24 protein-coding genes are annotated in these 25,557 nt (G+C 69.9%); 14 read left to right on the plus strand and 10 right to left on the minus strand.

Annotation, left to right across the window (positions count from 1 at the left end):
- Positions 1 to 4: 4 nt before the first annotated feature.
- Positions 5 to 1,660, plus strand: a complete 1,656-nt coding sequence (locus FB475_RS00640) for a bifunctional 3'-5' exonuclease/DNA polymerase (protein WP_141851489.1) — start codon at positions 5 to 7, stop codon at positions 1,658 to 1,660.
- Here FB475_RS00640 and FB475_RS00645 read toward each other — a convergent pair.
- Together FB475_RS00645 and FB475_RS00650 are read right to left on the minus strand one after the other, a co-directional pair.
- Positions 1,642 to 2,613, minus strand: a complete 972-nt coding sequence (locus tag FB475_RS00645; protein ID WP_141851491.1) for an RNA polymerase subunit sigma-70 — start codon at positions 2,611 to 2,613, stop codon at positions 1,642 to 1,644. The genes FB475_RS00640 and FB475_RS00645 overlap by 19 nt on opposite strands.
- A 41-nt stretch (positions 2,614 to 2,654) precedes the next feature.
- Positions 2,655 to 3,143 (minus strand): hypothetical protein, encoded by a 489-nt coding sequence (locus tag FB475_RS00650; protein ID WP_141851493.1) that lies wholly within the window; start codon positions 3,141 to 3,143, stop codon positions 2,655 to 2,657.
- A gap of 77 nt (positions 3,144 to 3,220) precedes the next feature.
- On the opposite strand from FB475_RS00650, the gene FB475_RS00655 reads away from it, so the two are divergent.
- Positions 3,221 to 4,009 (plus strand): S-methyl-5'-thioadenosine phosphorylase, encoded by a 789-nt coding sequence (locus FB475_RS00655; RefSeq protein ID WP_141851495.1) that lies wholly within the window; start codon positions 3,221 to 3,223, stop codon positions 4,007 to 4,009.
- Positions 4,009 to 4,989, plus strand: a complete 981-nt coding sequence (locus FB475_RS00660) for an NAD-dependent epimerase/dehydratase family protein (protein ID WP_141851497.1) — start codon at positions 4,009 to 4,011, stop codon at positions 4,987 to 4,989. Before FB475_RS00655 ends, FB475_RS00660 begins: the two co-directional genes overlap by 1 nt.
- Here the strand turns inward: FB475_RS00660 and FB475_RS00665 are convergent.
- Both FB475_RS00665 and FB475_RS00670 read right to left on the minus strand, forming a co-directional pair.
- Positions 4,972 to 6,123, minus strand: coding sequence for a sensor histidine kinase (locus FB475_RS00665; RefSeq protein WP_238331889.1), 1,152 nt, complete (start codon positions 6,121 to 6,123; stop codon positions 4,972 to 4,974). The genes FB475_RS00660 and FB475_RS00665 overlap by 18 nt on opposite strands.
- Entirely contained in the window at positions 6,123 to 6,818 is a 696-nt protein-coding gene (locus FB475_RS00670) for a response regulator transcription factor (protein WP_141851501.1), read from the minus strand. Before FB475_RS00670 ends, FB475_RS00665 begins: the two co-directional genes overlap by 1 nt.
- Positions 6,819 to 6,940: 122 nt before the next feature.
- Between FB475_RS00670 and FB475_RS00675 the strand changes: the two genes are divergently transcribed.
- From FB475_RS00675 to FB475_RS00690, 4 genes are all read left to right on the plus strand, one after another.
- Positions 6,941 to 7,591 carry a glycosyltransferase family 2 protein gene (locus FB475_RS00675; protein WP_141851503.1) on the plus strand — a complete coding sequence of 217 codons (651 nt, stop codon included), beginning with the start codon at positions 6,941 to 6,943 and terminating at the stop codon, positions 7,589 to 7,591.
- The gene (locus FB475_RS37120; protein ID WP_202878217.1) at positions 7,588 to 8,841 is read left to right on the plus strand and encodes a DUF2064 domain-containing protein; all 1,254 of its coding nucleotides are present in this window, start codon (positions 7,588 to 7,590) and stop codon (positions 8,839 to 8,841) included. Before FB475_RS00675 ends, FB475_RS37120 begins: the two co-directional genes overlap by 4 nt.
- A 266-nt stretch (positions 8,842 to 9,107) precedes the next feature.
- Positions 9,108 to 10,280, plus strand: a complete 1,173-nt coding sequence (locus FB475_RS00685; protein ID WP_141851505.1) for a DUF2029 domain-containing protein — start codon at positions 9,108 to 9,110, stop codon at positions 10,278 to 10,280.
- A complete protein-coding gene (locus tag FB475_RS00690) occupies positions 10,237 to 11,085 on the plus strand; it encodes an ATP-grasp domain-containing protein (protein ID WP_141851507.1) in 849 nt (282 codons plus the stop codon). Before FB475_RS00685 ends, FB475_RS00690 begins: the two co-directional genes overlap by 44 nt.
- Here FB475_RS00690 and FB475_RS00695 read toward each other — a convergent pair.
- Positions 11,082 to 11,342: a WhiB family transcriptional regulator gene (locus FB475_RS00695; RefSeq protein ID WP_141851509.1), complete on the minus strand. Its 261-nt coding sequence runs from the start codon at positions 11,340 to 11,342 to the stop codon at positions 11,082 to 11,084. The genes FB475_RS00690 and FB475_RS00695 overlap by 4 nt on opposite strands.
- 84 nt (positions 11,343 to 11,426) lie before the next feature.
- Here FB475_RS00695 and FB475_RS00700 point away from each other — a divergent pair, with 84 nt between their 5' ends.
- On the plus strand, positions 11,427 to 12,368 hold the full coding sequence (locus tag FB475_RS00700) for a threonine ammonia-lyase (RefSeq protein ID WP_141851511.1): 942 nt from the start codon (positions 11,427 to 11,429) through the stop codon (positions 12,366 to 12,368).
- On the opposite strand, the gene FB475_RS00705 is transcribed toward FB475_RS00700, so the two are convergent.
- On the minus strand, positions 12,365 to 13,801 hold the full coding sequence (locus FB475_RS00705; RefSeq protein WP_141857728.1) for a glycosyltransferase family 87 protein: 1,437 nt from the start codon (positions 13,799 to 13,801) through the stop codon (positions 12,365 to 12,367). The two genes, FB475_RS00700 and FB475_RS00705, sit on opposite strands and share 4 nt — an antisense overlap.
- Positions 13,802 to 14,000: 199 nt before the next feature.
- Between FB475_RS00705 and FB475_RS00710 the strand changes: the two genes are divergently transcribed.
- Positions 14,001 to 15,035 (plus strand): LacI family DNA-binding transcriptional regulator, encoded by a 1,035-nt coding sequence (locus FB475_RS00710; RefSeq protein ID WP_238331890.1) that lies wholly within the window; start codon positions 14,001 to 14,003, stop codon positions 15,033 to 15,035.
- Here the strand turns inward: FB475_RS00710 and FB475_RS00715 are convergent.
- Positions 15,011 to 16,918, minus strand: a complete 1,908-nt coding sequence (locus FB475_RS00715) for a beta-galactosidase (RefSeq protein ID WP_141851513.1) — start codon at positions 16,916 to 16,918, stop codon at positions 15,011 to 15,013. The genes FB475_RS00710 and FB475_RS00715 overlap by 25 nt on opposite strands.
- On the minus strand, positions 16,915 to 19,119 hold the full coding sequence (yicI, locus tag FB475_RS00720) for an alpha-xylosidase (RefSeq protein ID WP_141851515.1): 2,205 nt from the start codon (positions 19,117 to 19,119) through the stop codon (positions 16,915 to 16,917). Before yicI ends, FB475_RS00715 begins: the two co-directional genes overlap by 4 nt.
- 126 nt (positions 19,120 to 19,245) lie before the next feature.
- Between yicI and FB475_RS00725 the strand changes: the two genes are divergently transcribed.
- The 3 genes from FB475_RS00725 (at position 19,246) to FB475_RS00735 (ending at position 21,639) form a co-directional block, all read left to right on the plus strand.
- Entirely contained in the window at positions 19,246 to 19,923 is a 678-nt protein-coding gene (locus tag FB475_RS00725; RefSeq protein ID WP_141851517.1) for a response regulator transcription factor, read from the plus strand.
- A 629-nt stretch (positions 19,924 to 20,552) separates the two neighbouring features.
- A complete protein-coding gene (locus tag FB475_RS38310) occupies positions 20,553 to 21,371 on the plus strand; it encodes a sensor histidine kinase (RefSeq protein ID WP_420359218.1) in 819 nt (272 codons plus the stop codon).
- A 67-nt stretch (positions 21,372 to 21,438) separates the two neighbouring features.
- Positions 21,439 to 21,639, plus strand: coding sequence for a DUF1918 domain-containing protein (locus tag FB475_RS00735; RefSeq protein ID WP_238331891.1), 201 nt, complete (start codon positions 21,439 to 21,441; stop codon positions 21,637 to 21,639).
- 2 nt (positions 21,640 to 21,641) lie between these two features.
- On the opposite strand, the gene FB475_RS00740 is transcribed toward FB475_RS00735, so the two are convergent.
- Positions 21,642 to 22,529, minus strand: a complete 888-nt coding sequence (locus FB475_RS00740) for a LysR family transcriptional regulator (protein ID WP_141851521.1) — start codon at positions 22,527 to 22,529, stop codon at positions 21,642 to 21,644.
- Between the two features lie 45 nt (positions 22,530 to 22,574).
- Between FB475_RS00740 and FB475_RS00745 the strand changes: the two genes are divergently transcribed.
- Entirely contained in the window at positions 22,575 to 23,483 is a 909-nt protein-coding gene (locus FB475_RS00745) for a DMT family transporter (RefSeq protein ID WP_238331892.1), read from the plus strand.
- Here FB475_RS00745 and FB475_RS00750 read toward each other — a convergent pair.
- Entirely contained in the window at positions 23,445 to 24,554 is a 1,110-nt protein-coding gene (locus FB475_RS00750) for a DNA glycosylase AlkZ-like family protein (protein WP_141851523.1), read from the minus strand. The genes FB475_RS00745 and FB475_RS00750 overlap by 39 nt on opposite strands.
- Before the next feature lie 99 nt (positions 24,555 to 24,653).
- Here FB475_RS00750 and FB475_RS00755 point away from each other — a divergent pair, with 99 nt between their 5' ends.
- The gene (locus tag FB475_RS00755; protein ID WP_141851525.1) at positions 24,654 to 25,499 is read left to right on the plus strand and encodes a hypothetical protein; all 846 of its coding nucleotides are present in this window, start codon (positions 24,654 to 24,656) and stop codon (positions 25,497 to 25,499) included.
- Positions 25,500 to 25,557: the final 58 nt, after the last annotated feature.

Below are 25,557 nucleotides of genomic sequence, written 5' to 3' on the forward strand. Positions count from 1 at the left end.
GGGTATGGACGAACGGTGGGCGATTGCTCCGGAGGAGGGTGGCGGGGCGGTGCTCGTTGCCTTGCATCCGGACGGGCAGCCTGCCGGGGAGGTGCTGCACGAGCCGGATCTCGTGCAGGCAGTGGCATCGCGGCCGCAGGTGTCGCGGTGGGTGTGGCGGGCCTCGGCGGACATCTATCCGCGGCTGCTCGCGGCGGGGGTGCGGGTCGAGCGGTGCTACGACATCGAGAACACGGAGGGTCTGCTGCTCGGGCACGAGGGCCGGCTCGGCGAGCCACGGTCGGCCGCGGCCGCGTGGGGACGGTTGAGCGGCGGTCCGGTCCCGGCGGATCCGCCACTGCGCGCCGTCGTACCGGGTGAACAGTCGTCGTTGTTCGAGATCGCTGCCGAGCCGGTCCCGTTCTCCGCGTTGTTGAAGGTGTACGCCGACCAGCTCCGGCGGCATGCGCTGACCGAGTTCCCGGACCGGATGCGGTTGCTGACGGCAGCGGAATCGTCGGCGATGCTGATCGCCGCGGAGATGGACCTGGCCGGGTTGCCGTGGAGCGCGCAGGCGCATCGGGAGGTGCTGAGCGAGCTGCTCGGCGAGCGGTTCGCGGGTTCGGGCGAGCCGCGGCGGCTGACCGAGCTGGCGGACGAGATCTCGGCGGCGTTCGGTCACCGGGTCCGGCCGGAGCTGCCGGCGGACGTGCTGAAGGCGTTCAAGCAGGCTGGGTATCAGGTGAAGAGCACGCGGAAGTGGGAGCTCGAGCACCTCGATCATCCGGCGGTCGCCCCGCTGCTGGAGTACAAGAAGCTCTATCGGATCTACACGGCCAACGGGTGGTCGTGGTTGAACGACTGGGTGCACGACGGGCGGTTCCGGCCCGGGTTCGTGCCCGGTGGGACGGTGTCGGGGCGGTGGATCACCAACGGTGGTGGCGGGCTGCAGATCCCGAAGGTGATTCGCCGCGCGGTGGTGGCGGATCCCGGGTGGCGGTTGGTGGTCGCGGACGCGTCGCAGCTCGAGCCGCGGATCCTTGCCGCGATCTCCCGGGATCCGGCGTTGATGGAGGTCGCGAGCGATCCCGGTGATCTGTACAAGGCGGTCTCGGACCAGGCCTTCTCGGGTGATCGCGCACAGGCGAAGATCGCCGTCCTGGGTGCGATCTACGGGCAGACGTCGGGCGACGGGCTGAAGAACCTCGCGATGCTGCGCAAGCGGTTCCCGAAGGCGGTCGCGTACGTGGACGACGCGGCCCGGCTGGGTGAAGAGGGCCGGCTGGTCCGTACGTACCTCGGCCGCACCTGCCCGCCCGCCGGCCACGCGCTGGACGCCGCGCTGCTGGAGGGCCCGCCCGGCGACCTCCCGACCACGGACCCGCGCCACGCGAGAGCCCGAGGCCGCTTCACTCGCAACTTCGTCGTCCAGGGCAGCGCCGCCGACTGGGCCCTCCTCATGCTGGCCGCCCTCCGCCAAACCCTCACGGCATTGAAGGCCGAGCTCGTCTTCTTCCAGCACGACGAAGTCATCGTCCACTGCCCCGCCGAAGAAGCCCCCCAAGTAACCGAGGCCATCCAAAACGCGAGCACCCTAGCCGGCACCCTCACCTTCGGCCCCACGCCCACCAACTTCGCCTTCACCACCGCCACCGTCAAGGTCTACGCCGACGCCAAGTAGGGCGCGGGGAGGCCGAAGAGCTTGTGGTTGGTGGTTTCGTGGGCGGTGATTTCGGCGATCTTGCCTTGTTCTATGCGGAAGATGTCGAGGGCGAAGAGGGTGTAGGTGTTGGTGGTTGGGGGTTTGAGGTAGGCGGCGAGGGTTGGTTGGTGGTTGATGGTGGTGGGGTGGAAGCGCCAGTGGCCGCGGAAAGCCGGGGTGAGGTTGGGGGTGAGGGAGCGGATCGCGTCGTCGATTCCCTCGAACCAGAACGGGTACGGCGGCATCGTGATGCGGATGTCTTCGTGCATGAGGGCGGCCAGGGCTGCGGGGTCGGCGTTGTCCCAGGCGGTCACGTAACGCCGCAGGAGGTCGCGCTCGGACTCGGTGGTGTCGCGGGCGGACCAGTCGGCGCGGTGGGACGGTAGGTGCTCGCGCAGCACCGGGCGGGCACGTTGGAGGGCCGAGTTGACGGCCGCGACGGACAGGTCGACCGCCTCCGCCGTCTCGCGGGCGGTCCAGCCGAGGACGTCGCGGAAGATGAGTACGGCGCGTTGCCGCGGGGGCAGGTGCTGGATCGCGAGCAGGAACGCCAACTCGATCGTCTCCCGCCGGATCGCGACCGCATCCGGCTCGGCCGCGCGGTCGAGCAGTACGTCGGGGAACGGCTGCAGCCACGGCACGTCCTCCCGGGGCGGCAATGCGATCGCGGGGAACGAGGCCGGCTCCAGGTGGTACGGGAGTACCCGGCGCGGCCGCCGTACGTCGATGCACGCGTTCGTGGCGATCCGGTACAACCACGCGCGTACCGACGACCGCCCCTCGAACCCGTCCCGCCCCCGCCACGCCCGCAGCAACGTCTCCTGCACCACGTCCTCGGCGTCGTCGTAGGACCCAAGCATCCGATAGCAGTGCACGCGCAGCTCATGCCGGTACCGCTCGGCCTCCTCCGCAAACCCGTCCACCGACTCCATAGCGTCCATTCAAACCCACGAGCAGCCGAGCCCCGGCGTACCTAGTCCTCCAGTTCGATGGTGGTCGGCATTGGGGCGTGGCCGGCCAGGCGGAACCAGGTGACGATGCGGCGGCGGCGCAGATCGCGGGTGGAGACGACGACGTCGTTGTGGAAGCGGCGGGCCAGTTGGACGCGGCGCATGGCGAGGCTGAGCTCGGCGGACCAGGGTTCGATGTCGGTGCCGGTGGCATGGATCGCGCGGGTCAGCGCGGACTCGGCCTGCTCGCGGTCCTCGATCGGGTCGAGCGAGGCCGCCCGAGCGCGGTGCGCGGCGTCGACGAGCAGCAGGGCGGACGCCGGGTCGAGGACGTCGCTGCCGGCCAGTTCCGCGACCAGGGCCGAGCGGCGGGCCAGTTCGGTCTCGAGGGCGGCCCGGGCGAGGTCGACCCGGTGGTGCAGGCGGTCCAGGCGGCCCGCGGTCCAGCTCGCGTAGGCGCCGACCAGGAGCAAGACCAGGCCGACCGCGACCAGCACCCACGAGTTGTCCACGGCCCCATTCTTACGGAGCGCTGACGATCCCCACGGATCCGGCGGTCGCCGCGGTCGCCGGCACTAGCGTCTGGGGCATGGCTGACATCGGCGTGATCGGCGGGTCCGGGTTCTACTCGTTCCTGTCCGGTGCGGAGCGAATCGAGATCGACACCCCGTACGGGGCGCCCAGCGAGGCGCCGGTGGTCGGGGACCTGGACGGGCGGGAGGTCGCGTTCATTCCGCGGCACGGCACGGATCACCGGTTCCCGCCGCACCGCGTGAACTACCGCGCGAACCTGTGGGCGCTGCGTTCGCTCGGTGTGCGGCAGGTGCTCGGGCCGTGCGCGGTCGGTTCGCTGCGGCCGGAACTGATGCCCGGTACGTTCGTCGTACCGGATCAGTACGTCGACCGCACGTGGGGACGCGAGCACACCGTGTACGACGCGGCGCCGGTCGTGCACGTCTCTTCCGCGGACCCGTACTGTCCGATCGGCCGCGCCACGGTGATTGCCAACGGCAACGTCGTACCGGACGGCACGATGGTCGTCATCAACGGGCCGCGTTTCTCCACCCGCGCGGAATCCCAGTGGCACGCTGCCCAGGGCTGGTCCGTCGTGGGCATGACCGGCGCGCCCGAAGCCGCGATCGCCCGCGAGTTGGCCCTCTGCTACACCTCGATCGCCGTGGTGACCGACCACGACGCCGGCATCGCCACCGGCACCGGCGTCACCCAGACGGAGGTGTACGAGGCCTTCAAACTGAGCATCGAGCGCCTTCAGCAGTTGCTGAGAGACGTCATCGTCCAGCTTCCGAAGGCGGACGCAGACTGCACCTGCCGCCACACTCTCGACGGCACCGCAGCCGCAGAGGCGGTGGGGGCGTGATGCGCGTTCTGTTGACCGGGGGTGCTGGGTTCATCGGGCAGCATGTCCACGAGCAACTGGTTGCCGAGGGCCACGAAGTGGTGGTGTTCGACCTGCGGGATGGTGGTCGCGATGTTCGCGATGCGGAGGCTGTCGCCGCGGCGGTTGAGGGGGTTGGCACCGTGGTGCATCTGGCCGCCAAGGTCGGGTTGGGTGTTGATCTGAACGACATCGACGACTACGTGTCGCACAACAGTCTCGGTACGGCGGTGTTGCTCAAGTCGATGGGCCGCGTGCGGAACCTCGTGTACGCCAGCTCGATGGTCGTGTACGGCGAGGGACGGTACGACTGCGACGAGCACGGGCAGGTGGCGCCTGGGCCTCGGCGGGTCGAGGACTTGCAGGCGGGGCGGTTCGAACCACCTTGTCCGTACTGCGGCGCGTTCCTGCGGCCTGGGTTCGTCACCGAGGACGCGCGGCTCGATCCGCGGAATGCGTACGCGGCGAGCAAGCTCAACGGTGAGCACCTCGCCGCCGCCTGGGCGCGCGAGACCGGTGGGCGGGTGACCGCGCTGCGGTTCCACAACGTCTACGGACCGGGGATGCCGCGGAACACGCCGTACGCCGGAGTCGCCGCCATCTTCCGCTCCGCACTCGAACGCGGTGAGACCCCACGCGTCTTCGAGGACGGCAGGCAGCGTCGTGACTTCGTCCATGTCCGCGACGTCGCGACCGCGGTAACGCTGGCCGCACAAGCACTCCCCCAGCAACCCGCGTTCACCGCGTACAACGTCGGCAGCGGCACCGTCACCACCATCGGCGAGGTTGCCACCGAACTCTGCACCGCGTACGACGCTCCGGCTCCGATCGTCACCGGCGACTACCGCCTCGGCGACGTCCGCCACATCACGGCGTCGTCCGACTGCATCAAAGCCGACCTCAGCTGGAAACCGACGTACGACCTCGCCACCGGACTGACCGAGTTAGTGCACGGGCGGTAGATCGATCTCGAAGGCGCAGCCGCCGTCGATGTTGCTGACGGCAATCTTCCCGTCGTGGGACTCGACCACGCCGCGGGCGATCGCCAGCCCGAGCCCGCCGCCACCGGAAGCAGCGGCCGCGGTTTCGGGCGTGCGCTGCTCGTCGCCGCGCCAGCCGACATCGAACACCCGCTCCAGATCGTCCGCCGGGATCCCGCCACAGCCGTCGGTCACCGCCAGCCGAACCCGCCCGTCGGACTCGCGGTCGACAGCCAGCGTCACTGTCCCACCGGGGGCGGTGTGCCGGATCGCGTTGCCCACCAGGTTCGTCACCGCGCGCGTCAGTTCGTCCGGATCGCCTTGGACAGCGAGCCGGTCGTCCCCAATCGGCGTCGAGACCGCGAGCCGCACCCCCTCGGCCCGCGCGTGCTCGTTGTGCTCCCCCGCGACGTCCTCCGCGAGCTCGCGCAGACTCACCGCCGACCGGCGCCGCGGCCGTGAGTCCACAGGCGCGGCCGACAACCGGGACAGTTCGAACAGGTCGTCCACCAACCCGGTCATCCGATCGACCGTCGAGCGCATCTGCCTCAACGCACCCGGTACGTCGTCGATCACGCCGTCCTCGAGCCCCTCCGACACCGCCCGCAACCCGGCCAGCGGCGTGCGCAGGTCGTGCGACATGAACGCGACCAGCTCCCGCCGGCTCGCCTCGAGCGCCCGTTCGCGCTCGTGCGACGCGACCAGCTTCTTCCGGGTCATCTCCAGTTCGTTGGTCAGCTCGGCGAGCTCCGCCGGTACGGCGCCACCGGCCGACTCCGGCGCGTCGTACGACGTCCCGAGGTGCCGCAACCGCCGCCCGACGTCACGCGATCCGGTGCTGATCCAGTGCCCGAGCAGCACCGACATCGCCAACCCGAGCAGCGCCGCGAACGCCAGCGTCCACAGCACCACCCACGAGTCGTGCTCCGAGATGAACATCGCGCGCACGCTCTGCAGTACGGCGGCCAGCGCGGCCGCCATCGGCGCGAGCGCGGCCACGATCATCGTGATCCGCAACGACCGGCGCCGGAACTGCCACAGGATCGCGCCGCCGACCGCGGCCACCACCAACGTCCACAAGGTGGTGAGCGCGAGGATCGTCGCCATGTCTTTCATCAGGCGTCACCGGAGAACAGGTAGCCGGTCCGCGGCACGGTCAGCACCAGCTTCGGATCCGACGGATCGGCCTCGATCTTCTCGCGCAATCGCCGGACGTGCACGGTGACCGTCGACGAGTCGCCGAAGTCCCAGCCCCACACGCGGCGCAGCAGCTCGGCCTTCGTGTACGCCTTGCCGGCGTGCGACACGAGGTACGCGAGCAGGTCGAACTCGCGGTGCGTCAGCGACAGCTCCTCCTCGCCGAGGTACGCGCGCCGCGCCGCCGTGTCCACGGTGACCGGTCCCGCGCTCAGCTTCGTCGGCGTCAGGTCCAGCCCGGCCAGCCGCTCCTCCCGCCGGACCATCGCCTGCACGCGCAGCGTCAGCTCGCGCGGGCTGAACGGCTTGACCACGTAGTCGTCGGCGCCGACCTCGAGGCCGACCAGCCGGTCCTCCTCCTCGCCGCGCGCGGACAGCATGATCACCGCGGCACCGTCGTCGGCCGCACGCAACCGGCGCAGTACTTCGAGACCGGACAGCCCGGGCAGCATCACGTCGAGGACGACGACCGACGGCTTCCACTGCTGCCAGACCTCGACTGCGGACAGGCCTTCCGCGACCACGCGGGCGTCGTACCCGGCCTTGGTCAGGTACGCCGAGACGACATTGGACACGGTCGGGTCGTCGTCGACGACCAGCACACGAGTAGCCACGCTCAGAGCGTAGATCCTCCGGCCCGCGGACAACCGCACCAGGAGCGGAACGCAGTACGCCGTAAGCGACCCGTAGCCGCAAACCGGCCCCCTACAGCGGCCCTCGTCCTTACCGTCGAAGCATGCCCGTCGATCTCGTCCTGCCGTGCCTGAACGAGGCGGCCGCGTTGCCCTGGATCCTCGAACGGCTCCCCGCCGATGTCCGGGCCATCGTCGTCGACAACGGGTCGACCGACGGCTCCGCCGAGGTCGCCGCCCAGCTCGGGGCGACGGTCGTCGCGTGCGGAGTGAAGGGGTACGGCGCCGCGTGCCACGCCGGGCTGGAAGCCGCGTCGGCGGACGTGGTCGCGGTGATGGACGCGGACGCATCGCTCGATCCGCGGCAGCTCGTGCGGGTGACCGCGCCGGTCGAAAGCGGTCGCCTGGACTTGGTTCTGGGGCGCCGGCGGCCGATCTCGCGTGGTGCATGGCCGTGGCATCTGCGACTCGCGAACGCCGAGCTGTCGCGGCGGATCCGGCGGCGGACCGGCGTTTCGTTGCACGATCTGGGGCCGATGCGGGCGGCACGTCGTACGGCGCTGCTCGGGCTCGGGCTGGCGGATCGGCGGTCCGGATACCCGTTGGAGACCGTGGTGCGGGCGGCCGATGCGGGGTGGCGGATCGCGGAGGTCGACGTCGACTATCTGGCCCGGTCGGGACGCTCGAAGGTGACCGGTACGCCGTTGGGCGCGGCGCGGGCCGTGCTGGACATGTCGAAGGTGCTGGCGCGGTGAATGGCGCGGTGAATGGCACGGTGATCGTGATCGCGAAGGAGCCGGTCGCGGGGCGGGTGAAGACGCGGTTGCAGACCGAGTTCACGCCGCGCGAGGCCGCTGCGTTGGCGCGGGCGTCGCTGATGGACACGCTGAGCGCCGTCCGGGCGACGGGTGCGCGGGTGGTGATCGCGCTGGAAGGGTCGCGGGTGCCGGGTGGATTCGAGGTGGTCGCGCAGCGCGGAGAGGGGTTGGGTGAGCGGATCGCGGCGGCGTTCGAGGACGCGTACGACGGTTCGCCGATGCTGCTGATCGGGATGGACACGCCGCAGGTGCCGCCGGAGCTGCTCGGGTTCGAGTGGGGCGGGTACGACGCGGTGCTCGGGCTGACCGAGGACGGCGGGTACTGGTGTCTGGGGTTGCGTACTCCGGATCGGCGGGCGTTGGCCGGCGTACCGATGTCGACCGAGCACACCGGGCGGGATCAGCTGCGGCGGTTGCGGGCCCTGGGGTTGCGGGTCGGGATGCTGCCGACGTTGCGGGACATGGACACGCCTCGGGACGCGGCGTACCTGGCGGCGGAGTTCCCGGAGTTGCGGGTGTCGCGGTTGTACCGGCGGTTGCAGCACTCGGCGCATCCGGGGTTGCTGTTCGACCAGGCGCTGGGTGGTACGGCGCGGGTCGTTGCTACCGGCATCGATGGGCGGAAGGTGCCCTCGCTGTCGGAGCTGGAGCGGTGGTCGGCGCCGGCTGACGACGTTGATCGGTTGGCGTTGAGTCGCTGCGAGGGGCCGGTGCTGGATATCGGATGTGGACCCGGGCGGATCGTGACGGCGCTGGCGGAGCGTGGGATTCCGGCGCTCGGGGTCGATGTGTCGCCGCGGGCCGTTTCGCTGACCACCTCGCGCGGGGCGGCGGCGTTGCATCGTCCGGTACAGGAGCCGTTGCCGGGCGAGGGTCGCTGGGGCAGCGTCGTGCTGATGGACGGCAACATCGGCATCGGCGGCGACCCGGTGGACCTGCTCCGCCGCTGCGCCGAACTGGTCCGCCCCGACGGCCTCGTCCTGGTCGAGGTCGACCCCGACGACACCCTCGACGACACCACGCCCATCGTCCTGCACACCCCCACCGGCCGCCGCTCCACCCCGTTGCCCTGGGCAAGAGTAGGCACCCACACCCTCCTCCGCCACGCCCGCCGAACCCCCCTCCACCCCACCGAAGACTGGCGCACTCCCCACCGAGCATTCCTAACCCTCCGCCGGACCGCCTGATGCCCGGCACCCCCGCTCCGCCCCACCGGGGCGATCGCACCCCTGCCGGCTCGTCCCGCACAGACCCAGCCGCCGCAGCCGCGCGGTCGGCTGGGCTGGGTGTGGTCGCGACTGGGGTGTGTGCGGGGGTGATGTTCGCGGTGGGCCGAGGGTGGTGGGCGGACGTTGTGCTTGTGGTGGGGGCGGTGGTGGTTGGTGGGTTTGTTTGGCGGTTCGGGCGTGGGCTGAGTGTTGCGGCTGTGGTGGTTGTGGCGGGGGTTTGTCAGGTGCTGGGGGTTGTGCAGTCGCCGATCACCAGTACGGATGCTTATCGGTACGTGTGGGACGGGCGGGTGCAGTTGGCCGGGCATTCGCCGTACCGGTATGTGCCGTTGGACGACGCGCTCGCGACGTTGCGGGATCCGGTGTTGTTTCCGGGGTTGTCGCCGGAGCAGCGGTCGGGCGTCAGTGGGATACCGAAGGATCCGGCGGGGTTGCCGGTGGACGACGTGCGGACCCGGATCAACCGGCCGGGCGTACCGACGATCTACCCGCCCGTGGCCGAGGCGTACTTCGCCGCGGTAGCGCTCGTGACCCCTTGGTCCGCAGGCACCTTGGGCCTGCAGATTGCCGCGGCATTGATCGCGATCGCGCTCGCCTGGCTACTCGCCGTACAGGACCCGCGCGCAGGCGCCCTGTGGGGTTGGTCACCGATCGTCGCCCTGGAGGCGGGCAACGCGGCGCACGTCGACGTACTCGCGGCACTCCTGATCACCGCCGCCGTGATCACCGCCGCACGCCGTCCCAAACTCGCCGCGATCCTCCTCGGCGCGGCCGGCAGCGTGAAACTCCTTCCCCTCCTGCTGCTGCCGGCATTCCGCCACAAACGCCCGATAGTTGCCCTCAGCACCTTCGCCGGCAGCTACCTCCCGCACCTAGTTGCCGTCGGCACCTTGGTGCTCGGGTTCCTGCCCGGCTACCTCAACCAGGAAGGGTTCGACGACGGCAGCTCCCGATCGGCGATTCTCGCGCTCCTGCTGCCTCCTGAGGCCCGCCAGCTCACCGCCGCCGCGCTCGCCGTCGGCGCCGCCGCCCTCGCCTTCCACCGCGCCGGACGCGACCCGATCGCGCTCACCTGCTGCTGGCTGTACGGCGCCGCGCTGCTGATCGCCACCCCGACCTACCCCTGGTACGGCCTCCCGCTGATCGCCCTCGCCGCGCTCGCCCACCGCCCCGAGTGGATCGCCGTACCGCTCGCCTCCTACCTGGCCTATGCGAGCTTCGGACACGAGACCCGCCAAGGCCTGATCCACCTCGCCGCGGCTGTCATCGTTGTCGCGGCAACCACTCTCCGTCACCGAAAAGTTGCCGAATCAGGTTTGACCGAACGGCCCCTGCCTGCCAACACTGGCGGGCGTGACGAAACGCATCGCCCTCGCGACCTCGGCCGAACTCGCTGAGTTGCACCCCGACGACCGCCCGCTCCTGGAGGCGCTCCGCGCCGAAGGGCTCGACCCGGTCGTCGAGGTCTGGACCGACCCGTCGGTCGACTGGTCCGCCTACGACGCAGTCCTGCTGCGCACGGTCTGGGACTACTTCGTGCGGTACGACGAGTTCACCGAGTGGCTCGCCCAGCTCGACAAGGCCGAAGTACCGCTGCTGAACAGCACCGACCAGGTCCGCTGGAACAGCGACAAGCAGTACCTGCTCGAACTCCGCGAGCGCGGCGTGGCGATCGTCCCGTCCCAGGTCGCCGCAGGCGCCTGCCTGCGCGAGGTGGTCGCCGGGCTGAACGGCCAGCAGATCGTCGTCAAGCCGACCGTCAGCGGCAACGCCCTGCACACGGTCCGCGGGGCGGCCGGCTCCCCCGAGCTCGAGCAGGCGCTGGCCGAGCTGCCCGACCTGGTCTACCTCGTGCAGCCCTTCATCCCGGAAATCCAGTCCGAGGGCGAGTGGTCGCTGCTGTTCTTCGACGGCGAGTTCAGCCACGCGGTCGTGAAGCGACCCGCGAACGGCGACTACCGCGTGCAGGAGTCCTACGGCGGGCAGACCGCGCTCACCCAGCCGCCGGCCGCCGTTCTGGAGAGCGCCCGGGCCGCCCTGGAAGCCTCCGGCCCGACCCCGGTCTACGCCCGTGTCGACGGGGTCGTGGTCAACGACCGCTTCCTGTTGATGGAGATCGAGCTCATCGAGCCGTACCTGTTCTTCCCGCAGTCCCCCGCCGCGATCCAGAAGCTGGCAAAGGCAGTCGCCACCAGGCTCTAACTCGCAGCGCTCGAAGGATGGCCGCGGCGGCGCCCGTACAGCAGGGTCTCGCCCGCGGCCGTTCCGGTGTACTTCGTCCGCCGCGCCCACTCGCGGCACTCGTCGAGCACCGGGCACGACTTCAGGCACAGCTCCCGCGCCTTGCGCTGCTCCCAGCGGCTGGCGGTCTCGTCGTACGCCGGCGCCTGCCCGATACACGCGGCGCGGCTCATCCAGCGGTCGGCGGGATCCACGATCACGGTCAGCGTCGGCCTCATGACACCGACGGTAGATCGCCGGTGAGAGCCCGCCGCACATGTCTCGAAATATGATCGGATTACTAGACTTTTAGGCTCTCGGGTATGCCGACACTCGACGACATCCGCGAGGCCGCCCAGGAGCTCGAGGGACGGATCCACCGCACACCGCTGCTGACCTCGTCAGCCTTGAACGAACGGTTCGGCGCCGAGCTGGTCCTCAAGGCCGAGCTGTTCCAGAAGACCGGCAGCTTCAAGGTCCGCGGCCTGCTGACCAAACTGCTCCGCCTGACGGCCGCGGAGCGGGAACGCGGCGTGATCACCGTCTCGGCCGGGAACGCGGCCGGAGCCCTCGCCTGGGCCGCGCGGAACGCCGGCGTACCGGCGACCGTGGTGATGGCGACGACCGCCGTCCCGGCGAAGATCGATGCCGCCCGCGAGTACGGCGCGACCATCGAGCTGGTCGAGGGCGACCTGATGGCGCAGTACGAGCGGATCAAGGACGAACGGGGGCTGACCGGGGTCCATCCGTTCGACGACGAGGACGTGATCACCGGACACGCGAGCCTCGGGCTGGAGCTGTTGGCGGACCGGCCCGACCTCGGCACCGTCCTGGTGCCGGTGGGTGGTGGCGGACTGATCTCCGGCGTCGCGACGGCGGTCAAGCTGCTGAAGCCGCAGGTTCGCGTGATCGGGATCGAGCCCGAGGGAGCCGATGTGGTCAGCCGCAGCCTCGCCGCCGGCCGGCCGCAGAAGCTCCCGACCGCCCGGTCGATCGCCGACGGCCTCGCCGCGCCCGTCTGCGGGACCCGGAACTTCCCTCTCATCCAGCAGTACGTCGATCAGGTTGTCCGCGTGAGCGAGCAGGCTCTGCTGGAGGCGACCCGCCTGGTCATGTCTCGCACCAAGCTCGCCGTCGAGCCGGCGGCGGCCGCGCCGTTCGCCGCTCTGATCGAGGGCAGCATCCAGCTCGACCATGCAGGACCGGCCGCCGCGGTTCTCAGCGGCGGCAACCTCGACGTGTCGAAGCTGATGCTTCAGGTCTAGGCGGTCACCAGCGTGCGGGACGGTACACCGTCGGACGGGTCGTCGACCGCGTCGCCGCGACGGACCGGATCGTTCTCCGGGAGGAGGATGTCGCGGGCGACCACCAGCATCAGCCACAGCGTGCCGGCCATCCGCAGGATCACCGAGAACCAGTAGATCCGGTCCGGCACGTTCGGATCGCCCGGTTGCAGGAACTGCGCCAGATGCATCCAGACCAGCATCCAGTAGAAGCACTCGCAGGCCTGCCAGATCAGCCAGTCCCGCAACCGCGGCCGGGCCAGCGCCACCAGCGGCAGCAACCACAGCACGTACTGCGGTGAGTACACCTTGTTGATCAGCAGGAACGCTGCGACTACCAGGAACGCGAGCTGGGCGAACCGTGGCGGCCGCGGCGCCATCAGCCCGAGGATCGCGATCGACAGGCAGAGCCCGGCGAAGATCACGATGTTCAGCTGGTTGACGTCGGTGACCTCGTGCTTGGCGAGCTTGAGGACGTACCAGATCGAGCCGTAGTCGCTCTCCCGCTGGTCGTTGAACTGCCAGAACGAGAGCCATTCGTTCTTGGCCAGCAGGTAGATCGGTGCGTTCACCAGACCCCACGCGACCACCGCTGCGATCGTGGCCTGGAACCACGGCCACAGCTTCCGGCCGCGCAGACACACGATCAGCAGCGGCCCGAGCAGCAGGAACGGGTAGAACTTCGCCGCCGTCCCGAGCCCGAGCAGTACGCCGAACCAGATCGGCTTCCCGCGCGACCAGGCGAACATCGCCCCGGCCGTCAACGCGACCGCGAACAGGTCCCAGTTGATCGTCGAGGTCAGCGCCAGCGCGGGCGCGGCAGCGACGTACAACGCGTCCAGGGGCTGCCCACGGGCCGCGCCGGGTTTTCGCGCGACGCCCCGGGCTGTGGCGACGGTCAGGCCGACGACCAGCAGCGCGCAGAGGAACAGCATCACGGTGTTGACCAGGAAGAACACCCCGGCCGTGTCGCGCTTCTGCTCCACGGTCAGGTCCTTCTTCGGGTCGCCGGTCATCAGCCAGGTGATCCGGGCCGCGACCTCCATGAAGCCGCCGGTGAGCACCGGGTACTCGAGCACGGGGTAGTTGCCGGTGTCCAGGAACGGCCGGTTGCCCTCGGCGAAACCGCGTTCCTGGTAGAGGAAACCGATGTCGGAGTAGCACAGCGCCTTGAACGGCCGCCAGCTCTGCCGGTCCCAGCCGGCCTCCATACACGGCGCCTTCTGCAGTACGCCGAGACCGAACGTGATCGTGCAGACCGCGAGCGCGATCCGCAGCGGGGTCCACCACGACGACCCGAGCCGGGCGAACCGCCCGGACGGTCCACCGAGCCCGACGGTCAGGCCGGCGAGGGCCGGATCGGCCTCCGACGGTGTCGGCGCGAGCTCGCGTTGTGGTCCGGTCACGGTGGGCATCATCTCCTATCGGCTCACCCGGCAACAGCCCGGGTCAGGCACCGCTAGGCGCCGAGGTTACCCAGGTTGGTAGTCGGCATCCCGCAGGTCCCCCCGGCGTGGCGTGTGTGGCGACTCGTCGTGGTCCTGCTGCCGGGAACCGCCTGCGGTCGGCTACCGTCGATAGGTACGTCGAAGCGCTTCAACTACGGTAGGAGCGGTGGAGAGGAGCACCATGGTCACGATCGCGGACGTCGCCCGGCACGCCGGTGTGGCGACCAGCACGGTGTCCTACGTGCTCAGCGGCAAACGGACGATCTCGCCCGACACCCGCGAGCGGGTGCAGCGGAGCGTCCGCGCGCTCGGCTACCGGCCCAATGCGAGCGCTCGCGCCCTGGCCAGCCAGCGGTCGAACGTGGTCGCGCTGGTGATCCCACTGCGGACCGACATGCATGTCCCTGTGCTGATGCAGTTCGCCGCCGCGATCGTGACCGCGGCGCGCCGGTTCGATCACGACGTGCTGCTGCTGACGGCCGACGAAGGGCCCGCGGGACTCGAGCGGGTCGCGCAGAGTTCGCTCGTCGACGCGCTCGTGGTGATGGACGTCGAACTCCAGGACGAACGAGTACCCGTGCTGCGCGACCTGCCGATGCCGTCGGTACTGATCGGGCATCCGGAGGAGGCCGGCGGGCTGACGTGTGTCGACCTCGACTTCGTTGCCGCGGGCGCCCTGTGCGTGGACCACCTGGCCGATCTCGGGCACCGGTCGGTGGCTCTGCTCGGTACGCCGTCCACGGTTTACGAACGGCAGACAGCGTTCGCGGAGCGCACGCTGACCGGGTTCGCCGAGGCAGCCGCCCGACGTGGGGTGGTCGGGGTGGAGACGCCGTGTGAGCACACGTTCGACGCGATCCTGGAGACCGTCGGGCAGCTGCTGCACGACCATCCGGACCTCACCGGGCTGGTGGTGCAGAACGAGCCGATCATCGGGCCGCTGCTCGACGTCCTGCGGCGGCTCGGCCGGCGCGTGCCGGAGGACATGTCACTGGTCGCGATCTGCGCGGACGACGTCGCCGAACGGCACGTGCCGCAGCTCTCGTCGGTGACGATCCCGGCGGAACAGATGGGCACCCTGGCGGTCGAGTCGCTGATCGCCAAGCTCGCCGGCTCGACGGTTCCGGAACTGACCCTGCTGCCGCCGACGCTGACCGCCCGCGGCAGCTCGGGTCCTTACTCGGACCGCACGACCGCATAACCTCCGGCCGGCACGGTCACCTCACCGTCGACCGGCGCGCCACTCACCAACTCGACACCGGTCGCCGGTACGACGACATCCTCGTCGCCGTGGTTGATGCGGAACGTCCACGTGGTGTCTCCGGACCGCCGGCGCACCGTCTCCAGCGGCTCACCGGTACCGGTCAGCTCCTGGACGAGCCCGGCGGCCGTCTCGTCGTCCAGCTCGGTCGAGACGTACCACGCCGTACCCGCTCCGGCCTGCCGCCGGGTGATCGCGGGCCTCCCGTCCAGCACTCCCCCGGCGTACCGATCGACCACCTCGGCCGACACCGCGTGCACGTCCTCGCTCCACAACCGGCCACGCCCACCCGACGCCAGCGCGACCTCGTCCGCGAGCGGGTGGAACTCCTCGATGCGTACGCCGAGCAGGTCCGTGAGCGCATGCCGGACGCGCAGGTCCGTGTCCACGATCCCGCTGAAGTAGCCGACCACGAGCTGCCCGCCGTTCTCGACGTACGTCGTGAGGTTCGCCGCGGCCTCGTCCGAGATCAGGTACAGCGACGGCACCACGACGACGCCGTACGACGAAAGGTCCGCGTCGGGCGCTGCGAAGTCGACGGTGACGCCTGCGCGCCAGAAGTGCCGGTGCGCCGCGCGGACGGCCTTCAGATAGTCGAGCTCCGACGACGGCAGGTGCGTGCCCTGCATCGCCCACCAGCACTCGACGTCCCAGAGGATCGCGACCTCCGCCACAACGTTGCTCTCAGCAACCTCTGCCAATCGGGGCAGGACTGCCCCGAGCTCGGTGATCTCGCGGAACATCCGGCTGTCCGGCCCGGCGTGCGGGACCATCGCCGGGTGGTACATCTCCGCGCCACCGCGCGATGCCCGCCACTGGAAGAACAGTGCACCGCGCGAACCGCGGGCGACGTGCGGCAGGCTGTGCCGCGCCATTCGTCCCGGCTCTTTCGTGTGCCAGCGGCGCCCTTCGTTCAGAGCGCCGGCCGCCTGCTCCATCAGCAGCCACGGCTTTCCCCCGGACCAGCCGCGAGCCAGGTCGGCACCGAACGCGGTCTGCTCCTCGGCGCCGATCCCGGCCTGGTCCGGGTAGTGGTCGATGGCAACGACATCGACCTCGGCGGCCCACTGCGCGTGGTTCACCGGCACCCAGCCGCCGAACACGAAGTTCGTCGTGATCGGCGCTTCGGAAGACGCTCGTACGACGTTCTTCTGCTCGCGGAACGCGGCCAGCAGTTCGTCCGACCAGAACCGCCGGAAGTCCAGGTACTGCGTCGGATTCACCAGGTACTGCGTTTTCCGCGGCGGCTCGATGTCGCGCCAGTCGGCGTACCCCTGACTCCAGAACGCGGTCGTCCACGCCTCGTTCAGCCGGTCGAGCGACCCGTATCGCTCCCGCAGCCAGTCGCGGAACCGTTCCGCCGCGAGCGGGCAGTAGCAGGTCGTCCCGTACTCGTTGTGCACGTGCCACATCGCCAGCGCCGGGTGGTCCGCGTACCGCTCGGCCAGCGCCCCGGCGATCCCCCGCGCGGCGTCCCGGTACGCGGGCGCGCAGGCGCAGTACGTGTCCCGGCTGCCGTGGGTCAGCCGTACGCCGTCCGCGGTCACCGGCAGCGCTTCCGGGTGCAGCCGGCTGAACCAGGGCGGCGGCGACGCGGTCGGGGTGGCGAGATCGACACTGACACCGCCGTCGTGCAGCAGGTCGAGGACCTGGTCGAGCCAGCCGAAGGTGTACTCGCCCGGCCGCGGCTCGATGCTCGACCACGAGAAGACGCCGACCGTCACCAGGTTCACTCCGGCCCGGCGCATCAGGTCGACGTCTTCCTTCCAGACCGCCGGATCCCACTGCTCGGGGTTGTAGTCTCCGCCGTACCACAGCGTCATGCGCGGACCTCCACGGTGAACGTGCAGGTCCCTTCGAGGACACGCGACTCGACCTTGCCGCCGCGGTACGCCAGCTCCACCGTAGCGTCCGGCCCGACCGGGACGGTGACGACCTGTCCTTCCGACGGCTGGAACCAGCGAAGTTCGGCGCCGTCGGCCCAGTCGTACTCCGGGCGGTCGTCGACCGCGCCGATCGGGATCACCGCGCCCTCGCGGACGTACAGCGGGACGCTGTCGAACCCATGCGTCTGCTGAACCCAGCCGGGCCCGGTCAGCACCTCGCCGGTCAGCAGCGACGTCCAGCGGCCACCCGGAAGATAGAACGAGACCTCACCGTCAAGGCTCATCACCGGCGCGACGAGGAGGTCCTGACCGAGCATGTACTGCCGGTCCAGGTACGCGGCCGCCGGGTCGTCCGGGAACTCGAGCAGCATCGGCCGCATCATCGGCACCCCGTCGCGGTGCGCCTCCTCGCCGGCGGCGGTCAGGTACGGCATCAGCGACAGCTTCAGCTTGGTGAACTTCCGCAGTACGTCGACCGCTTCCTCGTCGAACGCCCACGGGACGCGGTACGACGAGGAGCCGTGCAGGCGCGAGTGCGACGAGAGCAGCCCGAACGCGACCCAGCGCTTGAAGATCGCCGGATCGGGCGTGCCCTCGAACCCGCCGATGTCATGGCTCCAGTAGCCGAAGCCGGACGCGGCCAGCGACAGTCCGCCGCGCAGCGACTCCGCCATCGCCTCGAACGTCGATTCGCAGTCGCCGCCCCAGTGCACCGGGAACTGCTGACCACCGACCGTCGCGGAGCGGGCGAACAGCACAGCCTCACCGGAACCGCGGTTCTCTTCGAGTAGACCGAAGACGGCCGCGTTGTAGAGCTGTGGATAGTAGTTGTGCATCCGTTCCGGGTCCGAACCGTCGTGCCAGACGACGTCGGTCGGGATCCGTTCGCCGAAGTCGGTCTTGAAGCAGTCGACGCCGAGATCGATCAGCGCCTGCAGCTTGGACCGGAACCAGGCCGTCGCGTCCGGGTTGGTGAAGTCGACGATCGCCATCCCGGCCTGCCACAGGTCCCACTGCCAGACCGAACCGTCCGGCCGCTTGAGCAGGTACCCGAGCCGGCGGCCCTCCTCGAACAGCACCGACCGCTGCGCGATGTACGGGTTGATCCACAGGCTGACCCGGAGGCCACGGTCCTTCAACCGGCGGACCATCCCGGCCGGGTCCGGGAACGCGATCGGGTCCCAGACGAAATCGCACCAGTGGAACTGGCGCATCCAGAAGCAGTCGAAGTGGAACACGCTCAACGGCAGGTCGCGCTCGGCCATCCCGTCGACGAACGAGGCCGTCGTCTCCTCGGTGTAGTCCGTGGTGAACGACGTCGACAGCCACAGTCCCATCGACCAGGCAGGCACCCGGGCCGGGCGTCCGGTCAGGTCGGTGTAGCGGCGCAGCACGTCCTTCGGTGTCGGGCCGGCGAAGACGTAGTACTGGAGTTCCTGGCCCTGGACGCTGAACTGGTTGCGGGAGGTGACCTCGGAGCCGACCTCGAACGACACGAGGGCGGGATTGTCGACCAGAACCCCGTACCCCTTGCTGCTGAGGTAGAAGGGGACGTTCTTGTACGCCTGTTCGCTGGACGTCCCGCCGTCGGCGTTCCAGCTGTCGACGACCTGACCGTTCTTGACGAGCGGACCGAACCGCTCCCCGAGGCCGTAGATCGTCTCGCCGACCCCGAGCGCGAGCTGCTCGTGCAAGTAGTGGTTGCCCTCGGCATCCGTGATCAGGCCGACGCTGCGCTCACCGGAGTTGGTCAGCGGCCGGCCGTCCTGCTCGAACCGGACGTCCCACGGTCCCTCGAGCGCGATCACCACGCTCAGCTCCCCCGACGTCAGCCGCGCCTCGGCCGCGCCGACCTCCACCTTCACCGGATGCTCGGTGCCGGTGTTCAGCCGGTACGACGGATGCGCGGGCCGGCCGCCGAGGTGGTGGCCGATGTGGACCCCGATCACGCCGCGGGCCGGCGAGCTGAAGGTCATCGTGAACTGCGGCTGGTTGAGGGTGTCGCCGCGCCGCTCGATCCGGCGGGCCGGTGCGAACACGACCAGCTCGCGCTCGCCCGCCTCGACACTCTCGATCTCGGCCGGCCGCAAGCGGGTCAGCCCCGGACGCAACTGCCAGTACCCGTCGGTGAACTTCATGGTGTTCGGCCTCCCGGTTGTCGAAGCGCTTCGACAACGCTAGAGGGGCCGACCAGCGCCGTCAATTCGGCGGCAATTCGCCAGGCTCTCAGCAGACTCTCAGCGGGTTGCGGTGACACTGTCGGCATGCGAGTGCTGATGGTCGAGGACGAACTGCGGCTGGCCGACACGGTGCACCGCGGGCTGACCGACGCCGGCTTCGTGGTCGAGTTGGTGCACGACGGCGAGAACGCTGTCTGGGCGGCGACCGAGCACAGCTACGACGTGATCGTGCTGGACATCATGCTGCCGAAGCTGAACGGGTACCGCGTGCTGGAGCTGCTGCGGGCGCGCGGGATCTGGACGCCGGTGCTGATGCTGACCGCGAAGGACGGCGAGTACGACCAGACCGACGCGTTCGATCTGGGCGCTGACGACTACCTGACCAAGCCGTTCAGCTTCCTGGTGCTGGTGGCCCGGCTGCGCGCGCTGATCCGGCGCGGCGGCCCCGAGCGTCCCGTCGTACTGATGGCCGGCGACCTGTCGCTGGACGTGGCCCGCCGGCGGGTCGAGCGGAACGGGCGGGAGATCACGCTGACGCCGCGCGAGTACGGGCTGCTCGAGTTCCTGATGCGGCACCGCGGCGACACGGTGAGCAAGTCCGAGATTCTGCAGAACGTCTGGGACCCGGCCTTCGAGGGCGACCCGAACGTGGTCGAGGTGTACGTCCGCTACCTGCGGAAGAAGATCGACACGCCCTTCGCCCGGCACGCCATCGAGACCATCCGCGGCATGGGTTACCGGCTCAATCCCGAGGGCGGCTGAGAACCACCTGAGGGCGGACCTGCGAAACTGGTGGGGTGAGCACGGTCGTGCGACGTCGCGTTGACGGGTGGTACCGGACCGCCGGCGGCCTGCGCCAGGCCAGTGTGCGCAGCCGGTCGACCGCCGCTGCGGTCATCGTGGTCGCGGTCGCGCTGCTGATCGGCGCCTTCGCGCTGCTGCTGCTCCTGCAGCGGGCGCTGATCGCCGAGGTCTCCGACGCCGCCGAGGGCCGGGTCGCCGACGTCGCCCGCCAGGTCAGCACCGAGGGGACGAAGGGCCTCAGCGCGGACCTGGCCAACACCACTCGCGCCAGCCAGCTGATCCAGGTACTGGACCCGAGCGGGAAGATCGTCGCCGCCTCGTCGTCGCGGGTCGACAACTCGCCGCTCACCGACCTGCGGCCGCCGGACGGCGCGCTGATGCGGTCCGAGGTCGGCGAGATGCCGCTGATCGACGACGACCACTCGTTCCTGATCGTCGCCCAGGGTGCGTCGTACCACGGGACGACGTACACCGTGGTGGTCGCGTCGTCGGTGCAGACCCAGCGCCAGACGGTCCGGACCGTCTCGAAGTACCTGCTGATCGGGTTTCCGCTGTTGCTGCTCGTCGTCGGCATCGCCGGCTGGCTCATGATCGGGCAGGCGCTGCGGCCGGTGGAACGGATCCGTTCGAGGGTGCAGGGTATCGGGTCGCGGGACCTGACCGAGCGAGTACCGGTACCGGAGACGCGGGACGAGATCGCCCGGCTGGCCATCACGATGAACGAGATGCTCGACCGGCTGGAGACCGGGCAGGCGACCCAGCGTGCGTTCGTCGCGGACGCCAGCCACGAACTGCGCTCGCCGCTCGCCACCCTCACCGCCGCGCTGGAGGTGATCGAGGCCGACACCACCGGGAAAGCGTGGCTCGAGCTGCGGCAGGTGATGGAGACCGAGACCGACCGGATGCGGCAGCTCGTCGAGGACCTGCTGCTGCTCGCGAAGGCCGACGACACCGGCATCCGGATGCGGCAGACCGACGTCGACCTCGACGACCTGGTCGAGGCCGAGATCAAGCGGCTGCGCAACTCCAAGCCCGAACTCACGGTGAAGGGCGACGTCCATCCCGTCCGCGTCACCGGCGACCCGGCGCGGCTGAGTCAGGTACTGCGGAACCTCGTCGACAACGCCGCCCGCGCCGCGCACACCACGGTGATGCTGACAACGGCCGAACGCGACGGCACCGCGATCATCACGGTCGAGGACGACGGCGACGGCATCCCGGAGGAGGACCGCCAGCGCGTCTTCGAACGCTTCGTCCGCCTCGACACCAGCCGCTCCCGAGCCAGCGGCGGCTCCGGCCTGGGTCTGTCCATCGCCCGTGAAATCACCCGAGCCCACCACGGCACCATCACCCTGACTCCTTCCCCCACCGGCGGCACCACAGCGACGGTCATGCTTCCGATTTGATCCGCGCGGAGGCAGGGGGTGGCATCCGTCGCCGACCTGGATCAAGCTGGTGGTGAAGGAGGTGGGTGTGGTGAAGGCTGTGGCAGGCGATCAGGTTGTCGTGGAAGGCAGTCACGTGATGGCGCACCGGCGGGAAGGGCAGATCGTCGAGGTGCACGATCCGTCCGGCGCCCCGCCGTACCTGGTCCACTGGACCGACACGGACTCCGACTCCCTGTTCTTCCCGGGGCCCGACGCTCACATCGTGCACACCGGAGAAACCGGCTAGCGTCAGTGACTGATCGTTCCTGCCGCGGTCTGTAGTTCACTCAGGATTGTCCGGACCGCTCGGCGGGCGGTTCGTTCTGGGCGATGCAGGGCGTCTACGTGGCGGCGGGTTTGGACGCCACGTAGGGGCTTCAGGACGATTCCCGGATGGGGTCGCGCGGTCCAGCGTGGGATCAGCGCCAGGCCGGCGCCGGCGGCGACCATCTCCGCGACCACGGTGAACTCGTTGACCCGGTGAACCACCTCGAGGCGCCGGTCGGCAGCTGCGCCGATTGCCTCGATCGTCGCCAGCAGTGGGAAGCCGTCGTGGACCGTGATCCACGGCTCGGCGGCCACGTCCCGTGGCGTCAGCGACCGCTTCGCCGCGAGCCGATGATCGACGGGTACGGCGACGTCCATCGGTTCGTGGAGCAACGGCGTGACCGTGACCGTGCGCGGCCAGGCTGCAGTGTGATCCAGCCGGTGCGCCAGGACGACGTCGTACTCGCGGGTGAGCGGCGGGAACTCGTCCTGCGGTACGTCCTCGTCGTGCAGGCTGAGCCGCGGCGCGGCGCCGGACCGGAGCAGCCGTGGGAAGAACGCCGCGGCCGCGCTGTGGAAGGCGGCGATCGTCACCACGCCGTCGGGCTGCTCGACGAACTCCTCCACGGTCTGCCGCGCCCGCGCCAGCGCGGACTCCACATCCGCCGCCGCACCCGCGAGCGCACGGCCGGCAGCGGTCAGGACGACCCGCCGGCCGTCACGTTCGGTCAGCGGCACCGGCATCGACCGCTGAAGCAACCGCAGTTGCTGGGAGATCGCCGACGGAGTGACCAGCAGGGCCTCGGCCGCCGCGGTCACACTCCCCAGCTCACCGACTTCGCGGAGCACGCGCAGTTGCCGTTCGTCCATTGTCATACTGTAGGTGCACTTCACTGTTGCTGAAGAAGTTGGTACTTGGCTTCAACGTCGCCACGCGTCACCGTGGACGTCGTGCCCGGATCCCGCCGTACCGACCTCGTCCTGCTGCTCGTCGCTGTCGTCTGGGGTTCGAGCTACCTCGCTGCCAAGACCGCGACCGGCAGCGCGCCGGTGCTGACCGTGCTGTTCCTGCGGTACGCCATCTCCGCGATCGCGCTGGTCCCGCTGGCCCGCGGCATCCGCCGGAACGAACTGAAGGCCGGTCTGATCCTGGGCCTCACCCAAGCGTCAGTCCTCGTGCTGGAGACGTACGGCGTGACGCACACCAGCGCGGCGAACGCCGGACTGATCATCAGCCTGACGCTCGTCCTGACCCCGCTCTTCGACCGTCGCGGCCTACCGCCGCGGTTCTACCTCGCGGCGGCGCTGTGCGTGATCGCCGTCGGGTTGCTGATGTCCGCGCACGGCCTGCACACGCCAGGGGTCGGCGATCTGCTGATGCTCGCGGCCGCCGTCGTCCGCGCGGGTCACGTCGCACTGGTCGGCCGGCTCGCCACCGGGCTGCGACCGTTGCAGCTGACAACGGTCCAGACCCTCGTCGGTACGGCGTTGTTCGCGGTACCCGCCGTACCGCATCTACCCACGCACGCGGGCGTCGGGACCTGGGCGCAGCTGGTCTATCTCGCCTTGTTCTGCAGCGTTTTCGCGTTCCTCGCGCAGACCTGGGCGGTGCAGCGGACGTCCGCCAGCCGGGCGAGTCTGCTGCTCGGCACCGAACCGATCTGGGCCGTTGCCATCGGCATCGGTCTCGGCGACGAGCGACTGACGGTGCCCGCGGTGATCGGCGCCCTGCTGATGCTGGCCGGTACCACCTGGGGTCAGTCGATCGAGCGTGCGCACCGCGGCTCACGCACGGATCAGCTCGAGCTGCAGCCACTTGGCTAGGTCGCGGATCTCGCGCTGGACGGCGGCCATCAGGGTCTTCGAGAACGGCTCGTCCTCGTGGATCGCGTCGACCCGGAACACGCCGGCCTTCCGGTCCGACATCGCGTCGAGCTTCCCGACCAGGCGGTCGTTGTGCAGGATCGGAAGCGCGAAGTACCCCCAGCGGCGCTTCGCGACCGGCTTGTACATCTCCAACTGGTAGTCGAACTCGAAGATCTCGGTCAACCGCTTCCGGTCGTACACCAGCCGGTCGAGTGGCGACAGGATCGCGGTCCGGCCGGTGAACCGCTGCCCGAGCAGCCCGAGCAACTCCGGGTCGACCCGCCATTCACCGCGGACCCCGTCGACGACGGCCCGCTCCCCCGCCGCGCCGGCGTCGAGCGGCTCGCCCGGGCAGGCCGGGCCCTTGGCGCGCAGCAGCCCCATCGACCGTAGCCGCTGCTCGTCGCGGATCCGCAGCGCCTCCGCGAGCGGCACCGGAGGATCGTCCGGGTAGACCCTGGACGCCAGGTCCCACAGGCGGTCCCGGCCGTCGCGGCCCGCGATCGCCACCTCGCCGCGCTGCATCATGAACTCGAGCAGCTGCGACACGTTCCGGTTGTTGGTCCAGCCGCTCGACTTCCACGGCCGCACGCAGGTGTCCGGCAGCTCGCGCATCACCAGCGGGCCGTCCTGACGCAGGCGTTCCAGGATGTCGAGGCGGCAGCCCTCGTTCGCCTGCACCCAGTCGCGCCGGTACGACTGCCAGTCGAGCGGCTCGCCGTCGGCCGGCCACGCCTGCATCTCGGCCCGGTACAGCGCCAGCGTCTCCGGCAGCCGGACGAATCCGCGCAGCTCGATCAACTCCTGGGACGCCAGCGCGTCGGCCAGCTCCGACGGGTCGTACGACGAGCCGAGCCTGCTCCAGACGACGAGATCCGCATTCGGTGCGACGTAGGCCGTCTGGTCGAGCTGCAGCACGTTCAGCCCGCGGACCACGGCGTACAGATCGGCGGGTCGTTCGCTGGTCAGCAGCTGCGCCCGGACGGCCAACCGCCTCGCGTCGCGTTTCGTCAGCTGGTGAACGGTCACCTGCAAAGACTAAATCCGAGGTCGGACAGTATTCTGGGAACCGGGAGAGGTGTAGCCGAGCGGGTGGGGACCGAGGCTCGGGTGGCAGGGGGTTGTTTCGTGGCGGTAGGTAGTCGGGCGTTGCTGCCCTGTGTTCTGTTGCTGGCGCTCGCCGGTGGTGCAGCCGGCTGTTCGGCCACGGAAGGGACGGCCGTCGAGCCGTCCGGTCCGCCGCCGATCATCTTGTCGCGCACGCCGGCGGCGGTGAAACCGGCGACCAACTGCTCGCAGTCGACCGAGGCGCTGCCGCCGGCGGCCGACACCGACGGCGTCGTGCTGACCGCCAGCACCGACCCGAGCCGGACGTCGCTGCTGCTGAAGAACACCGGCAGCATGACTGTGGTCGTCGTACCGGACGCGTCGTTCAGCAGCCGCTTGCTCGCCGCGCCGTTCGCCAACCCGAAGGACGCGGCGTCACGCGCGGCGTTGATCGCGATCAACAACAGCGGCGCGGCCGAGCTGCACGGCGTTCCGTCGTACGTGCCGAAGACGCAGGTCATCAGGCTGCCTCCGCAGTGGGCGATCTGCGCGCTCAGCGACAACGTGAAGGAGCCGGCGAGCGTCCGCTACGTCCAGAACCAGGCGTCGAGTGCGCAGTACTTCGTCGTGAAGGCGCTCGCGGATCAGCTGCTGCTGAGAACGAGTATGGCGCGCAGCCGGGCGACCTTGGTCCGCTGCGCCCGGACCACCACGACGATGCTCAAGGCGAATCCGGACCTGCCGGACATCGAGCTGTACGTCGCGATCCTCGGCCCGCGGTCCGCCTGCACCGCCGGTTACAAGGCACTGCTGCGTGGCGACCAACGCGCCGCGGGTCAGCTCGGCGCGAGCGTACTCACCCAGCTCGGCGGCGCCCCTCGGCTGCTGCCGGACAGTCCCCTGCTGGGCGTCACCGCCGGCCCGTGAGCGAGTGCGGCCAGGGTCGGGTCCGGGTCGGGTCAGGGGAAACTCCACTGCCGCTGCC

The organism is Kribbella jejuensis (genome assembly GCF_006715085.1).
Classification (GTDB): domain Bacteria; phylum Actinomycetota; class Actinomycetes; order Propionibacteriales; family Kribbellaceae; genus Kribbella; species Kribbella jejuensis.

What these genes read in the sequence shown, in the direction of transcription:
- FB475_RS00660 (WP_141851497.1), top strand. Translation starts at nt 4,009, where the DNA reads ATGCGCGTTCTGTTGACCGGGGGTGCTGGGTTCATCGGGCAGCATGTC.
- FB475_RS00675 (WP_141851503.1), top strand. Translation starts at nt 6,941, where the DNA reads ATGCCCGTCGATCTCGTCCTGCCGTGCCTGAACGAGGCGGCCGCGTTG.
- FB475_RS00715 (WP_141851513.1), bottom strand. Translation starts at nt 16,918, where the DNA reads ATGACGCTGTGGTACGGCGGAGACTACAACCCCGAGCAGTGGGATCCG.
- FB475_RS00700 (WP_141851511.1), top strand. Translation starts at nt 11,427, where the DNA reads ATGCCGACACTCGACGACATCCGCGAGGCCGCCCAGGAGCTCGAGGGA.
- FB475_RS00705 (WP_141857728.1), bottom strand. Translation starts at nt 13,801, where the DNA reads ATGCCCACCGTGACCGGACCACAACGCGAGCTCGCGCCGACACCGTCG.
- FB475_RS00740 (WP_141851521.1), bottom strand. Translation starts at nt 22,529, where the DNA reads ATGGACGAACGGCAACTGCGCGTGCTCCGCGAAGTCGGTGAGCTGGGG.
- FB475_RS00655 (WP_141851495.1), top strand. Translation starts at nt 3,221, where the DNA reads ATGGCTGACATCGGCGTGATCGGCGGGTCCGGGTTCTACTCGTTCCTG.
- FB475_RS00725 (WP_141851517.1), top strand. Translation starts at nt 19,246, where the DNA reads ATGCGAGTGCTGATGGTCGAGGACGAACTGCGGCTGGCCGACACGGTG.
- yicI (WP_141851515.1), bottom strand. Translation starts at nt 19,119, where the DNA reads ATGAAGTTCACCGACGGGTACTGGCAGTTGCGTCCGGGGCTGACCCGC.
- FB475_RS00640 (WP_141851489.1), top strand. Translation starts at nt 5, where the DNA reads ATGGACGAACGGTGGGCGATTGCTCCGGAGGAGGGTGGCGGGGCGGTG.
- FB475_RS00695 (WP_141851509.1), bottom strand. Translation starts at nt 11,342, where the DNA reads ATGAGGCCGACGCTGACCGTGATCGTGGATCCCGCCGACCGCTGGATG.
- FB475_RS00665 (WP_238331889.1), bottom strand. Translation starts at nt 6,123, where the DNA reads ATGAAAGACATGGCGACGATCCTCGCGCTCACCACCTTGTGGACGTTG.
- FB475_RS00645 (WP_141851491.1), bottom strand. Translation starts at nt 2,613, where the DNA reads ATGGAGTCGGTGGACGGGTTTGCGGAGGAGGCCGAGCGGTACCGGCAT.
- FB475_RS38310 (WP_420359218.1), top strand. Translation starts at nt 20,553, where the DNA reads ATGATCGGGCAGGCGCTGCGGCCGGTGGAACGGATCCGTTCGAGGGTG.